Raw genomic sequence first — 14,355 nt, 5'->3', positions numbered from 1 at the left:
ATGTAAGGTGATAAACCTACAGAGAAGATCAGCTTGTGCGTTCTCAGTTTGAATCCAGTATCTTTGTAAACAGAATAGGCACGCCGACGATGACCGAATTTAGTATGGAGTTGACTTATCTTTCCTGGCAGGAGCTTTTTCTTCGGGTTGGAATGACGATGGTATTCGGGCTTGTTCTGGGGTTAGAACGTGATACCAAAAATAAACCAATCGATTTTAGAGCTTATATGATTGTGGCGGTAACCACTTGTATTCTCGCTATTTTAGGGCAGGAGCTCTATTCAGACTTTGCGTCGGCCAGTAATATTGTGAAGGTTGATCTCTCAAGCATTGTTGCTGGTGTTATGACCGGGATTGGTTTTCTGGGGGCGGGGGCAATTATCCATCGAAGTGATGATCGTGTTGTTGGAACGGCAACTGGCGCTAGTATCTGGGCTGCGGGGGGGATTGGCCTGACGATTGGCTTTGGGTTTTATGGGCTTGGCATTGTTGCTTTTGGGTCTATTAGCCTGATTTTACTGGCTGGTGGAGTGTGTCGGTCGTTCTTTTCTGGTGAGGATGACAAAGAAGAATAAGAAGACAAAAATAAAAACAGGTAGTGTCATGTTTGTCATTTAGTCCGTCTATACTGACCTGCCAAATTTGGGGGCGTGTTTTACGACTGAACTCTGGTAAGCTTGAGCGGAATAACTACATATGCGTATTCAAAGTTCGGGATTGGGTTTTCGAAAAAAATAACAGGGGCGTTTATGCTGCACTACCTATTGGGCTTCATAACACTGCTTTGCTTTTTGGCCAGTGTGATCCCTTTTATACCGATAGCTCATGGGGCCGTCAGAATATTTGATTTTGGACGTCTTCAAATATTTTCAATCTCTGTTTTTACATTTATGGCTGTGGTGATGTTGTTAGCTCAAGATCAGTACGGTGCCATTCTTTCTGTAATGTTGCTTTGTTCAATTTTTATAGAATTTTTTCATATCGCGCGATTTACACCGCTTTGGCGTAAACAATCCGCAAGGTTTGATCCTGATAAGTACAACCCAGATAAGCATGAAAAGGCAATTACCTTTAAGCTTTTGGTTTGTAATGTAAAACAGGGAAATAAAAGTTATGAAAAACTTATCGATATTATCGAAGACTGCGACCCGGATATCCTTATTCTTATGGAGACAGATCAAGTCTGGGTAGATGCTTTGCGATCGGTTTCTGATCGTTATGATTATAAGCTCAGTTGTCCGCAGGATAATAGCTATGGAATGTTCCTGGTTTCTCGGTTGGAACTCACAAAAGGAGACGTGCAATTTCTATTGAACAAGGGAATACCGAGCTTTCATTGCACATTTAAATTGAAAAATGAGACAGAATTCAATTTGATTGCTATTCATCCGGATCCCCCCGTTCCACATAGAGATACAGTTGGGCGCGATGCCGAAATCTTGGTTGCGGGGAAAAAGGCAAGATACCGGAAGCGCCCTTTGATCGTCGCCGGGGATTTAAATGATGTGGCTTGGTCTTCTACGACACGTCGGTTTTTGAGGATTTCCCGCTTGCTGGACCCACGGCAAGGGCGCGGATTGTTCAATACCTTTGATGCGCGCTTTCCCTTTTTGAGGTGGCCACTGGATCATATTTTTCATTCAGAAGAATTTGAATTGGTTACGATCCGACGACAACCGTTTATGGGGTCTGATCACTTTCCGATGTTTTATGAGTTGGCCTATGTATGTGAGAACAATAACGCGCTTCCTGTTGATCCTACGGTGACGGAGATGAAAGAGGCGAGAGCATTAATTAAGACAGAAGGTAAGCGCGACAGGCGCCCGGTTGGGGAAGATTGGGAAAAGTAATTAAGCTGATGAGATGTATTATGAAAAATCTAGTTTCGCCCGGTTAAAAGCCAACAATGGCGTGAATAAGATATACAATTTTAAATAAACAGCCATTTGTGTCGGAGATAAGAGAGAAACAGCTTCTAAACTATGCTTCTTTAAAACCAATAGGTTATGAGGAGGGAAGATGTTTCAGCGGCGCATTCCTGAATGGCTTCGTCATGCCCCGACACCAGGGGCAAAAGGCTTTGCTATTCTATCTGGTATCGAAGCAATTTCCCGTGGGATTTTGATTTCTGTTTTTCCTCTGGTTATGTATCGGGCCTATCAGGATACGGTCGTGGTATCCCAGATTTATTTTTATGTTGGTTTGATTTCTTTGGTTTGTGGTCTTCTGGTGCCTTGGTTGACCCGCTTTATACCTCGGCGCTGGATGTATTCTAGCGGGGCAGTTCTTTTTATCATCAGCGCTTTTTTCGCGATTGAAGGCACCCCGACAACCATTGCTCTATCGTTATTCTCCTACACGGTGGCTGTTGTTGTGCTCTTTGTTTGCTTCAATGCTTATGTGCTGGATTATGTGGCAAAGGTTGAGCTTAAAAAATCAGAAACCCTCCGTCTGTTTTACAGTGCTATGGCATGGTGTGTGGGGCCAGCAGGCGGGGTCTGGTTGTTACAATGGTGGACACCTGCACCTTTTTTGATCTCAGCTTTTGGCGCGGCGGTGTTACTCGTTGTTTTTTGGTGGATGCGTCTGGGGGATGGTAAACTGATTACCAAAGCTCGTGCACCGGCCCCAAACCCAGTAGCATTTTTGATGCGATTTTTTGTCCAGCCCCGTCTGATTTCCGGGTGGCTTTTTGCGGTGATCAAGTCCTGTAGCTGGTGGGTCTATATCGTATGTCTACCGATTTATGCAGTTGAATCTGGTCTTCATGAAAGCGTTGGTGGGATTGCCCTTTCGATCTCTAACTCCCTGCTTTTTATCACGCCTTTTATGTTGATGTGGATAGAGCGTAATTCGGTGCGCTACGCGATCCGGTTGGGTTTTTTTATGGGAGGCAGCATATTTGTAGTGGCAACCTTAACAACCGACTGGCCTTGGGCGGTGGTGGCTCTTCTCGTGCTTGGGACATTGTTTTTAATATTGCTGGATATCTGTGCAGGCCTGCCTTTTCTTATGGCCGTTCGCCCTTCTGAACGTACCGAGATGTCAGCGGTTTATTCTACCTTTCGGGATATTTCCGGTATCGTCAGCCCTGGAATGGCCTGGTTGGTACTGTTGGTCGCGCCGATCTCTACACTCTTTGCTGTCGCAGGGGGAGGGATGTTTGCCGCTTGGGTTGTCGCGGCGCGGCTTCATCCCCGACTAGGGGTGCCCAAGCGGGTTTAGAGGTAAATAACTTTGCCGTTATGGATAACTCTTTAGCGCATATCCTTTTGATGAAGAGCTTAGGTAATTACCGAATTAATTTTCTGAAACAACAGTACGATAGAGATGCCAAGTTGAGTGTCCGAGGACTGGCATAACCACGCAGAGCCCGACAAAAAACGGAAGCGATCCCAAGAGAAGAGATCCTGCAACAATCAGGCCCCAGGCCGCCATGGGAACTGGGTTCGTTAGAACGACCTTTGCCGATGTTTGTACGGCCATGGCTGCGCTTATGTCTTTATCCAATAACATGGGAAAGGACACGACGCTGATGGCAAGGACGACAACGGCGAAGACAAAACCTACGCCACAACCAATTACAATCAGTGACCAACCCGCAGGTGTTGTCATTACTTTCGAAACAAAATCACTTATCGAAGAAGGTTCGATGACGCCAATGGTCATCTGGTAAATGCTCAAAGCTACGACCAACCAGATTAAGAAAATAATCATTAACAAGATACCTAGGGCGCTGATTGAGCCAATTGCGGGAGAGTCCAGCACATCAAACGCGTTTTTCCAGGCCAGGTTAAGGCCTTGTTCACGGCGGCGACTAAGCTCATACAGGCCCAAAGCAGCAAGAGGGCCAATTAAAGCAAAACCGGTGATAAGTGGAAATATGAGAGGTAAAATATCGTATCCAGCGGTTAATCTTGCTGCCAAGAGACCTGCGATGGGGTAAATGATGACAAGCAATAAAATGTGGCTTGGCTTTTCCCGAAAATCATTGATTCCTTTGGCTAGGATCTCTTTAAGGTCCATCACACTAATTTTTTTGATTTCTGGAATAGACCGAATAACAGGGCGATCCACGGTTACTTTTTGTGTTTCATGCGTGGCTGTCTTAGGCATGTATCTTTACTCCTGAACCAGTTGACTTCGAACGAGTAGGCTCAAGCAAAAACGGTTCCTGATGGACCACACAAAACAAGTAACACAATCGTGCCGGGGAGAAACTGGGCTGTCATTACGTTAACAACCTGCTCAACCAACCGCATTTTGAAGAAGGCACGCCCCGTAGGCATGCAGTCCAAAGACGATCAATTGAGCCCCCGGTAAGGGACCGCTATCCGCTTATGTCTGACTATTCTACTCGGAATTGCGAAGCTTGTCACCAGTCTCTACTTTTTGAGTGTTACTGTTTTAATTAAAATAGGGCGATAAAGTCTGTTTTTATGTGACTTTTTATGCGGTGGTTTTTAAACTTAAAACTTAAACGCAAAGTTTTGTCGCTAAAAAAGTTCTACTGATTAAAAAGAAGAGACAAACTTACCACCAACGCCCTTACCACCAACGCCCTTACCACCAACGTCCTTACCACCAACGTCGTATATCAATATAGCGGGGGTCATTCCAAGCATGACGCTTGCCCAAGGGATCAATTTTCTTTCTGGGTTGATTGATATCTCTAAGCAGGTGATCGCTTAACTGCCTCAGTTCGACTTGTGCTCTATGATTTTTATAGCGCGCCCATAATTTATAAAATGTACGAGATACAAGGTGCAGCGCTTTATTTGTTTGAGGGCCAGATAAATTATCAGATAAATTATCAGATAAATTACCTGAGAAGCCACCAGATAGATCACCAGATAGATCATGGGCAACATTGCCGGAAACAATATAAGGCGTCTCATGTAATATTTGATTTGGTTTGCAGGATACAGCCATGAGATTCTCTCCTTTTAAACTTCGTTGAATACCTTGCTTACCCCTAATATTTATGAAGTTATGGATAATATACAAACGCCTTTGCTTGACATGTAGTGTAAGAAAAAGTCACATGTAAGAATGCCACGTTATTTACCTCCCTTGAATGCAGTTCGTGCCTTTGAAGCTGCAGGCCGTCATGAAAGTTTCAGCCGCGCTGCTGAAGAACTTAATGTAACCCATGCCGCCATTAGCCGACATGTGCGCGGTTTGGAAAAACAACTGGGTGCGCAATTGTTTCGAAAGGTTGCACGAGGTGTTGCCTTAACCGAGAACGGCAAAGCATATCTTGTGAAAATTACACCTGCACTGGATTTGGTCTCGGAAGCCTCTGAAGCTCTCCGCGGCCAACAAACCGGAACAATCTTGATAAGTTGTGAGCCAACCTTTGCTATGAAATGGCTTATGCCGCGCCTTGGAGAGTTCCAAGAAATATCACCTGATGTTGATGTGTCACTGGTTGCTTCGTCAGAGCTTGCTGATCTTAAAAATCATCAATGTGATCTTGCGATACGGTATTACAGTCAGGTTCCTGTCGGAATAAGCTGTGACTTAATATCAACTTCTCCAGTGTTTCCTTATGGTATCCCAACATTTATGGAGGCAAAATTGCCTGAGGATCTTTTGCAATACAAGTTGTTGCACGAAGATAAGGGGCAGTCCTGGACCAGCTGGTTTGCAAAAGCTGGGCACGAAAATTTCCAAATGCCGCAAAAATCCTCGCCGCTTTCATCCTTGCTTGCAATTGAAGGCGCGTTGGCAGGGCAAGGGGTCGTACTTGCATCAGCAGAACTCGTAGCGAAAGATGTCGAAAACGGACGCTTAAAACGCCTGTCAAATGTCAGTCTCGATTATGGCAGGTATTACCTTGTTTTTCTGAACGAAGTGGTTCGAAAAAAGCATGTTGCAGCCTTTCGACAATGGATCATCAACTCAACCACAGAATTTCGTGAGAATTAATACGGGTTATTGTGGTCGCGTATCATGCACAATTATTCGGTTCTTAATTTCGGGATGGTGTGGCCCATAGTTTTTTTGCAGCACTGATGGCCTGTTGTTTGCGAAAGAAAGCTTCATCCTCTTTGCCGCCACCGTCACCCAACCAGGCGGCAAGTGGTTGGGTGACGGTGGAGCAGCTAAAAATTCCTGCACAAGAATTTATTTCCTGATCAAATCGTAACTTGCTGATATCTTTAATATTTGTATGGAAATCCTCAAGGCGATCTTCAAATTCTTTTATGTTTCCCATCCTGTTTTCGGCGGCAATCAAGACGTTTTTTGCCAAATGGATAGGTTGTCTGCCAAGTTCTGCGGATATTAAAGGGCGCGCTTCAAGCATGCCCGCTCTGGAACGGGAAGATCCAATGCAAGTGTCTTGTAAGACGCCATAGCTAAGGCAGCGTTTTTTTTCACCGATCATATAGGCGGAAAGGGCTATGATATCAAAGTCGATGGGTTCCATATCATTGGCCAAGCCATCAACCTGTCGCAGGATATAATTATGATCTTCACCGTGGGTTACAGCATTTTGGAGTTCGTTGAAAGTTTTCAAAAACCGCTTTTTGTCAAGCTGATACAAGCAGCCTATAAGCTTAAATCCAGCAGATCTGGGCAGGAAATAACCGTTGTTTTCTGAATGGAGTTTTAACTTATCAAGCAACTCAAGAACGAGGCTTTCTTCCTTTGAATAATTTTGTGATTCATTCGAGTTTTTATCCTCTGGAACGGGCATGTTTTGGCCCTTACGGTAATTCAATGTCTGTTCAATTTCAGTGGCCCAGATGAAAAGTTCACAAAAGGTTTTGTCGAGATAGGTTTGTTTATCATCAAACAGGCTTTCCGGGTTCCGCCCTTTCCCCATATAATCCCGCTTCATCGGTTCATAAATATTTTTTTCGATTTGTTGTGTGCGAAACCGAGCCATAAGTAATTGGCTTATGAGATCTCTCAAACCGGTGGCATAGACGGGCGTAAAAAGACAAAAGGGTGGCACTGCTTCTTTACGACGCCCTTTGCCATGGCCGGGATGGGAGGGGTGTTGGCCTTGGATAAAAGAAAGGGTTTCCGCAAACTGATTACTGAGATAACCAACCAGCATGTTCTCAGCCTGAAGATGTTGGTAATTATCGACTACAATCGGCTTTGCCGGCTCTTGGTTGTAGAGCAATGGTAATATTTTTTGTGATATTGAGTGGGCCAATTCGCTTCGGCCGGGATGGACTCCTACCTGTAAACCATTAAGAAAATCGAGAAGATTGGCAATGGCTTTACGTGATTTGGCTGTGTCGTGGGTTCGCTCTACTGTGGCGCGGAGATCTTCAATGACTGCGAGCACAGCAGCTTTGACGTCGCTGGACGCCGATTGGCTATCCAAGGAAGCAAAACGTTGTAACGATGGTAAGGGAGACCCCACACGACAACTCCTACTTTGCAGCAACAGTCCATGGTAGCATGTTTAAGCCAATTTAGTGTTAACAGGTTGTGTTTTTTGGGATATTAATTCATTATTTTTATGAATTAAAAAGCTAAAAATAACGTAATAGTTTGTTTTGAAAACGTATTTTCCTTTGAATAATCGGATGATAGAGAGTGAGGAAAAGATTATTTATGTTTTATAATGCGCATCTATTGGTTGTAAGATGAGATTTGTTGAGTGAAAGTGCATTCCAAGTTTTTAAGTCTGGGGCGACCAATTCTTGTCTCATAAACGTTTTAAATCTGGAGCCTTGTCACATATGCCATTTTTGCCTAATCAGTTACAAGCCGTTGTCTTCGATATGGACGGGGTCTTAATCGATTCAGAAATCTTGTATCTAAAAGCAGCCAAGGCAGCGGCGCATGAATTAGGGTTTATATTTAGTGACGATCTACATCAATCCATTGTGGGATCACCGCAGGAAATTTGTGACAAAAAAATTCATGAAGCAATGGGACCGGAATTTCCTTTTGCGGATTACAACCGTCTTTATAGTCAAATTGTGACCGCAGAATTTCATCGGGATATACCCATAAAGCCGGGGGTACGGGAGCTGTTATCGTTATTGAGGACACTTGAAATTCCTATAGCGGTCGCAACGTCAACAGACCGGGGCGCTGCCAATGATCACTTGTCGCGGGCAGAGTTGGCGCCTTATTTTCGCGCTATTATTACGCGTGATGACGTGAGCAGGGGAAAACCTCACCCGGAGCCATATTTGCTTGCGGCAAATACGTTGGGCGTTGATGCCAAGTATTGCTTGGCACTGGAAGATTCCCACAACGGCGTCCGCTCGGCTCATGGCGCAGGAATGCAAACCATTATGGTCCCCGATATGCTCCCCGCAACCAAGGAAATTTCAGACCTTTGCATTGCAGTAATGAACGATTTACACAGGGTCAGAGAGATCTTTGAAGCGAGAGGGAAGAGTGATTAAGTATAAGAGAGTTTAAGGCGAGATTCATTCTGATTACTAATTATTTGCTCGTTAGATGTGAAATTACAGGTTTCGGGATTAATCTATAACGAAAAATTATTTTTTTTCCACAAACTTCCAGAATAATCCGGCGGCTTTGGATTTGGGTTCAAGGGACTTTCGCGCCAAGACAATGTCGGTGGTGGGGGCTTGTGCCAGTGGTATCCGGGCGATGCCTTGGGTTTCTTCGGGCAGGGAGAGCGCGGCGACGATGGCGTTGCCGAGTTTGGCGCGGACAAGGGCAAGGATTGAATGGGTTTGCTGGACACGCTGGGTGATGGCGAGGCTCTCCATAGTATCCCCAAACCAGGATGTAATCGCAGGCTCGCTGCCGCCCAAGGTCATGATGAAGGCCGCACCTAAAAAATCTTCAGGCTGTAATTCGATTTGTTTTTCTAACGGGCTGCTTTCTGGCACCAGTGCAACCAATCGGTCGATGGCGAGAGGTACCACGTCGTATTCTGCGCCGGGGTCGGCCAGAACGGCCATGTCGACGAGATTGCGTTGCAGGTTTTGCAGGGTCTCGGCGTCGGTTGCTTCTTGGATATTGACAGAAATAGCGGGGTAGGGCTTGGCAAAGTTCATGAGTAATGGCGGTAAAAGGCGGGTTGAGGCGCTGGCACCAAACGATCCGATTTGCACCGAGCCTGCCTTGTTTCGTCGCAGGGCTGACAGGCGGTCATCCAGGGATGATAAGCTTTGGATGATGTCCTGAGCGTGGGCGACAACCACGCGACCTTCCTCGGTGAGATCAAGTGGGCGCAGGCCGCGACGCACCAGTGTGAGGCCAACCATTTTCTCTAACCCGGCGATGGAGCGACTGACGGCCGATTGGGTTAAGCCCAGCTCGGTCGCCGTCTGGGAAACGCTGCCCGTTCCCATCAGGCTTTTAAGGGCGTAAAGCGCGGTAAGTGAAGGATCGAAAGTCATAATTATGACTTTAAGTCATTTTTATATTCATATCAATTCATATAAATCATACTTATGTGTTGTGGATTTAGGAATAATATGATGTCAGATACTCCAGCTATGAGAGGCCCCGGAACGGTACTCTCTGGCCCTGCTGCCTGGATTGGCGCGGATATGGTCAGTAAAGAAGATGAATGGTTGGTTGAGCTTAGCGATTGTGACATCGCTGAATTGGAAAATGCCGCCCGTCACTATCTTTCCTTGGGGCGCGATGTGGGTGAAATTACGGCCCAGGATTTTCCACTTAAATCCTTTGCCAAGCATTTGAAATGCTTACGGACAAAACTCTTGGCCGGGATTGGTCTGGAAGTTCTCCGGGGGTTGCCCGTTTCAAACTATAGTCAGGAATTTGTAGCGACAATTTTTTGTGGTATCGGTGCGCACCTTGGTTCAGCCAGATCACAAAACGCGCAAGGCCACATTCTGGGTCATGTGCGCGATACCGGGGCCAATTCAAAGGACGCAAACACCCGGATCTACCAAACCGCTGAACGCCAGAGCTTTCACACCGATAGCGCCGATGTCGTCGGCCTGTTGTGCCTGCGCACCGCCAAAGAAGGCGGCCGTTCTTTGTTGGTATCGGCGGTATCGATTTATAACAGAATGCTGGCGGAGCGCCCGGGTTTACTCGAAAAACTGTTTGATCCCATTGCCACCGACAGGCGCGGAGAAATCCCTAAGGGCGCCAAACCCTATATGGAAATTCCGGTATTAAGCTGGCATCAAGGATATCTGACGGTGTTTTATCAACGCCAGTATATTGACAGTGCACAACGTTTTGAGGGGGCTATGCGTCTGAGTTCGTCCCATATCGAAGCGTTGGATATGTTTGATGCGCTGGCCAACGATCCCCAAATGCATTTTGGTATGCAACTGGAGCCGGGGGACATGCAGTTCGTCTATAATCATACGCAATTGCACGACCGCACCAGCTTTGTTGATTGGCCGGATCCAAACAAGCAGCGGCACCTGTTGCGGCTGTGGTTGTCATTACCTGGCGATCGTCCGCTGCCAGAGATTTTTAAACAGCGTTATGGTTCAATCAAGATCGGAGATCGCGGCGGGATTATCACTACTGAGACGAAGTTACATGCGCCTCTTGATGCACAGGCTTAATCCGCAGGTTTAACCTGTACGCTTAGCCTGTACGTTTCAATGTAATCGCAACGACAAGCACCTGCCATTGGAAATTTTGGACAGGGGCTAGTGCTCTGCGAATTTTACAAATAATGAGATCCCCAATGTTTATGACCGTTCTTCAAATTGCGCCTATTTTTGGCTTGCTGGTCCTCGGGCAAGTTTTGCAACGCGGCGGTATTCCCAGCCTGGAATTCTGGCGTCTCAATGACAAGCTGGTCTATTGGGTATTGATGCCTTCTCTACTGTTTTACAAGACCTCAACTACCAATTTTGATACTGTGCCGATTGGGGCCTTTGCACTGGTTATTCTAGGGGGATTTACCTGCGCGGTTGTTTTTGGACTTTTGTTGTGGGGCAAATCTTCAACCAGTGGCGCGGTCGCCAGTTCCGTGCTTCAAGGCTCTGCCCGGCACAACACCTTTATCGCGCTTACCGTGGCGGAACAGCTCTTTGGGGCTGAAGGACTGGCGCTGGCGACCTTGCTTTCGGCTTTGCTGATCCCGGCGACCAACCTGTCGATTGTCTCATTGATGGTTGTCATGACGACGAACAAAAGAGGCAGCGGTATTGTTACGGCAATCCTGCGCGATCTCCTGCGCAATCCCTTGCTGCTCGCGGTGGGTGCCGGGGTGATTTGTAATCTTTCTGTAGGCGGAGAGGTGCCCGTTGTGCACAACATGACCCGCATTCTCGGTCAGGCTGCGCTTCCCATCGTATTGCTTTCTGTCGGGGCCAGCTTACAGATCGGCTCCATGAAGGTCTTCACCCAGCCCATGATCTTAGCGACTATCGGTAAAATGATCGTCTTCCCCCTCGCAACTTTCTTGCTCGCGCAGGCTACAGATTTGACTGAAATGCAAACCATGATCGCCCTGTTATTCGCCGCCGCCCCCACGGCCTCTTCCGCCTATACCCTTGCCCGCCAAATGGGCGGAGACGCCAAACTCATGGCCGAAATCATAACCGTCCAGACAGGCCTCAGCTTTTTAACGATCCCGGCGACCTTATGGTTGGTGGAGAGGGGGGTTTAAAGCTGTTTATTTCTATTATTTTACATCTATAAGGATATTGAAGGCTTAAGGGTAGAATAAAAAATATTGGAAGATCGAGTGCTATAGTAGTAATGAAAAGTTGTGTGAAAGATTAATTCCGAAGAGTAGTTTATCAGAGACAAATATTATTAAGCTACTTCAGTATCTTGTTGCTAAAGATCTTAAACCATTTGAAATAATTACAACATTGCGCCGTCGAAATTCACCATCATATACGAGCTTATTAGAAGCTAAAAAAGAATACACAGAATCAAAGGGTAAAATTATTTCGATGGGGCAGGACCCTTATTAAGTTGTTGGAGTGGTTCAGAAATAATATTAAATAAGCTCAGGAAACGGCTTTTTCTTGGGGCTTGGGGCCGCGGTATTGGCTCAGGGTGTCTTCGAGTTGTTGTTGGGTGAAGGGCTTGGTTAAGACGCCGTTCATACCCGCTTCGACAAATTGAGCGTGGCGTTCGACAAAGGCTTCTGCTGTCAGGCCGACGATGGGGATGTCTTTTCCGTTGGGGGTCGATCTAATTTGGATGGTGGCGTCCAGGCCGTTCATCTCTGGCATATGTACGTCCATTAAAATGATATCTGCCCAACCTTCTTTGGCGGCTTCGACGGCTTCTAAACCATTTTCAACACGCCTTACTTCACAGTTGTTTTTCTTTAAGAAAGCCACTGCGATAACCGCATTTAAATCGTTATCCTCAGCGACGAGAACATTCATTGGAGCGTTACTTCTAACTTTGGGAGATAGGACCTGTTCAATGTCGCTTTTGGACCCTTTGTAAAAAGGAACAAAGACGTCAAAACTGGTGCCATGCTCCAGTTGACTTTTAACGGTGATGCTGCCACCCATCAATTGTGTAAGTTGCTTGACAATCGTAAGCCCCAAGCCCGTTCCCCCGTGTTTTCGGGTGATGGTGGCGTCTTCTTGAGTAAAGGCCTCAAAGATACTATCAACCCGATCTGGGGCAATCCCTGCGCCGGTATCCGTTACTGAAAAGTGCAGGCCGAGATCTTTGATTTCTGTGATGTTGGTGTGATCGGGAGCTATCTGCTCAATGTTGAGAGTGATGCTACCGCTATCGGTAAATTTGATGGCATTACTGACAAGATTCCATAGAACCTGACGTAATCTGACAGGATCACCCTTAATCAAAAGGTCTGAGCCAGCCTCGAAGTTGACGTTTAGCTTTAACCCTTTGTCATCAATCAAACTTTGGAAAGGGGTGGCAATCATGGATATGAGCTCTTTGATGTTAAAGGTCTTTTCTTCGAGTTGTACACTTGATGCCTCGATACGGCTCATATCCAGAACGTCGTTAATAATCGCAAGCAGGGTCTCTCCTGAAGACAAAATTGTACTGACCTGATGTTTTTGTTCTTTATTTAAATCGGTTGAAATCAGAAGTTGGGCCAATCCCAGAACGCCGTTCAGGGGCGTTCTTATTTCGTGGCTCATGGTGGAGAGGAAATTGGATTTTGCGGTGTTCGCAGTAATCGCTTCTTTTTGGGCCAAAACAAGGTCGTCGTGTTGTTTGCCGATTATGGTGTCAGCGTTGCGAACAATCCAGAACAAAAAGACATAGAGCAAGCCTAGAAAAAATAAAAGATAGAGTATGACCTCTATTGTTGTCCAGTTGATCTCGGCCACCAGTGGGGTGACATCACTATAAAGTTCGAATACGCCTTCCAACTCACCTTGCGTGCCAATAATGGGCAGGTAACTTTCAACTAGATAGCGGTTAGATACAGGACCATCAAAGGATGCAAAGGTTTCCCGAAAAGAGTTTTTTGTTGTTGGGTTTATGTTTTTGACAGTGGATTCAAAACCGGCATTTCCTTTTTTGCTGGCACCAATTTGTGAAAACTCAGAGGAATAGACTGTAAGGGCATCCAAACTATACATTTTTACCTTGAGAATAGGCAGTCCCTTGGTTAGTGCTTTGAGAGTTTGGTGAATTTTGATGGTTTTTGGGTGAGCGCGTAAAGCGTCACCATCAAGGTGTGAAACACTGTTTACGTGTGTGCTATATTTGGGCCAAATGTTGTTTGCAAAAGATTGAGCCAAGGCTACGTTTTGACTTTCTATGATCTTGGTAAGTTTGGTATTTTCCGACTTCCAATAGAGATAGGAAAGGCAAGCGGTCACCAATAAAATGGCAATCGCACTGGTAATTGAGAAATATCTCAGGAGCCTGAACACAGCGAACGATCCCAATATTGTTAAAGTCAAAAATGCTTATGAAAATTTAATCATGGCTAATTCAATCGTTTGACCCTCATCAAATGCCATTCTTAATCGATACGCTATCATAGGTAGTGGTGGTTAATTGTCTCTTAAGTTTATTGTTAATGTCCCTTTCAGCGCTCTGCGAAAAACGGGCTATACCTAACCCTAGTGAGAACGGAATTAGGCCCTAAAACCTAATCACTGGTATTAATTCCTTAACCGAGAGTATTGCCCATATTTTGCCAAATTTTGATCTTAAATGGCACATTTCTTGTATGTATTTATGGTGCTAGAAGGAAAGGAATACAGGATGTTTAAAATAACGTTTTTCCTTATTTCAATGGTGAACGGTCAACAGGAAATGACTTTGGATGGCTCTGAGATCTATGTAGATTTTGAGAGTTGTAATGCTGCCGCTGCTTTTGTCGCGGAGAATTCACCCGCAGGCTATAGTACCATCTGGGAATGCAAAATCAGTTCGACGATCAAATAGCCTGTGAAAGGTATTGGTTGTTTCTGGTGTACCTGAGTTGTTGAAGAAGCCGTT

At 45.7% G+C, this 14,355-nt stretch carries 13 protein-coding genes; 8 read left to right on the top strand and 5 right to left on the bottom strand.

The features are described 5' to 3' along the window. Positions 1-89: 89 nt before the first annotated feature. The 3 genes from ACFSKO_RS08930 to ACFSKO_RS08920 all read left to right on the top strand — a co-directional run bounded on the left by ACFSKO_RS08930 (position 90) and on the right by ACFSKO_RS08920 (position 3,225). Complete coding sequence (locus ACFSKO_RS08930; RefSeq protein WP_380250629.1) at positions 90-575, top strand: MgtC/SapB family protein; 486 nt, start codon at positions 90-92, stop codon at positions 573-575. 174 nt (positions 576-749) lie between these two features. Beyond that, positions 750-1,850: an endonuclease/exonuclease/phosphatase family protein gene (locus ACFSKO_RS08925; protein ID WP_380250627.1), complete on the top strand. Its 1,101-nt coding sequence runs from the start codon at positions 750-752 to the stop codon at positions 1,848-1,850. Positions 1,851-2,019: 169 nt separating this feature from the next. Beyond that, positions 2,020-3,225: an MFS transporter gene (locus tag ACFSKO_RS08920; protein WP_380250625.1), complete on the top strand. Its 1,206-nt coding sequence runs from the start codon at positions 2,020-2,022 to the stop codon at positions 3,223-3,225. 75 nt (positions 3,226-3,300) lie between these two features. Here ACFSKO_RS08920 and ACFSKO_RS08915 read toward each other — a convergent pair whose 3' ends face one another. After that, complete coding sequence (locus ACFSKO_RS08915) at positions 3,301-4,116, bottom strand: DUF2189 domain-containing protein (RefSeq protein WP_380250623.1); 816 nt, start codon at positions 4,114-4,116, stop codon at positions 3,301-3,303. A gap of 462 nt (positions 4,117-4,578) precedes the next feature. Further along, positions 4,579-4,932 (bottom strand): DUF1127 domain-containing protein, encoded by a 354-nt coding sequence (locus ACFSKO_RS08910; RefSeq protein ID WP_380250621.1) that lies wholly within the window; start codon positions 4,930-4,932, stop codon positions 4,579-4,581. A gap of 120 nt (positions 4,933-5,052) precedes the next feature. Here ACFSKO_RS08910 and ACFSKO_RS08905 point away from each other — a divergent pair, with 120 nt between their 5' ends. Then, positions 5,053-5,931, top strand: a complete 879-nt coding sequence (locus ACFSKO_RS08905) for a LysR substrate-binding domain-containing protein (RefSeq protein WP_380250619.1) — start codon at positions 5,053-5,055, stop codon at positions 5,929-5,931. Positions 5,932-5,974: 43 nt separating this feature from the next. Here the strand turns inward: ACFSKO_RS08905 and ACFSKO_RS08900 are convergent, their stop codons facing one another. After that, a complete protein-coding gene (locus ACFSKO_RS08900) occupies positions 5,975-7,384 on the bottom strand; it encodes a hypothetical protein (protein WP_380250617.1) in 1,410 nt (469 codons plus the stop codon). Positions 7,385-7,706: 322 nt separating this feature from the next. Here ACFSKO_RS08900 and ACFSKO_RS08895 point away from each other — a divergent pair, with 322 nt between their 5' ends. Further along, entirely contained in the window at positions 7,707-8,384 is a 678-nt protein-coding gene (locus ACFSKO_RS08895; RefSeq protein ID WP_380250615.1) for an HAD family hydrolase, read from the top strand. Between the two features lie 96 nt (positions 8,385-8,480). Here ACFSKO_RS08895 and ACFSKO_RS08890 read toward each other — a convergent pair whose 3' ends face one another. Next, positions 8,481-9,353, bottom strand: a complete 873-nt coding sequence (locus tag ACFSKO_RS08890; protein ID WP_380250613.1) for a LysR family transcriptional regulator — start codon at positions 9,351-9,353, stop codon at positions 8,481-8,483. 54 nt (positions 9,354-9,407) lie between these two features. Between ACFSKO_RS08890 and ACFSKO_RS08885 the strand changes: the two genes are divergently transcribed. Both ACFSKO_RS08885 and ACFSKO_RS08880 read left to right on the top strand, forming a co-directional pair. Continuing rightward, positions 9,408-10,508, top strand: a complete 1,101-nt coding sequence (locus tag ACFSKO_RS08885) for a TauD/TfdA family dioxygenase (protein ID WP_380250611.1) — start codon at positions 9,408-9,410, stop codon at positions 10,506-10,508. 125 nt (positions 10,509-10,633) lie between these two features. Beyond that, positions 10,634-11,563, top strand: coding sequence for an AEC family transporter (locus ACFSKO_RS08880; RefSeq protein ID WP_380250609.1), 930 nt, complete (start codon positions 10,634-10,636; stop codon positions 11,561-11,563). A gap of 349 nt (positions 11,564-11,912) precedes the next feature. Here the strand turns inward: ACFSKO_RS08880 and ACFSKO_RS08875 are convergent, their stop codons facing one another. Continuing rightward, the gene (locus tag ACFSKO_RS08875; RefSeq protein ID WP_380250607.1) at positions 11,913-13,781 is read right to left on the bottom strand and encodes an ATP-binding protein; all 1,869 of its coding nucleotides are present in this window, start codon (positions 13,779-13,781) and stop codon (positions 11,913-11,915) included. Between the two features lie 337 nt (positions 13,782-14,118). On the opposite strand from ACFSKO_RS08875, the gene ACFSKO_RS08870 reads away from it, so the two are divergent. Then, positions 14,119-14,301, top strand: coding sequence for a hypothetical protein (locus ACFSKO_RS08870; protein WP_380250605.1), 183 nt, complete (start codon positions 14,119-14,121; stop codon positions 14,299-14,301). The last annotated feature ends 54 nt before the right edge of the window (positions 14,302-14,355 follow it).

The organism is Kiloniella antarctica (assembly GCF_042682825.1).
Classification (GTDB): domain Bacteria; phylum Pseudomonadota; class Alphaproteobacteria; order Kiloniellales; family Kiloniellaceae; genus Kiloniella; species Kiloniella antarctica.
The sequence above is the reverse complement of the archived record's forward strand: the minus strand, read 5'-3'. Positions and strand labels throughout refer to the sequence as shown.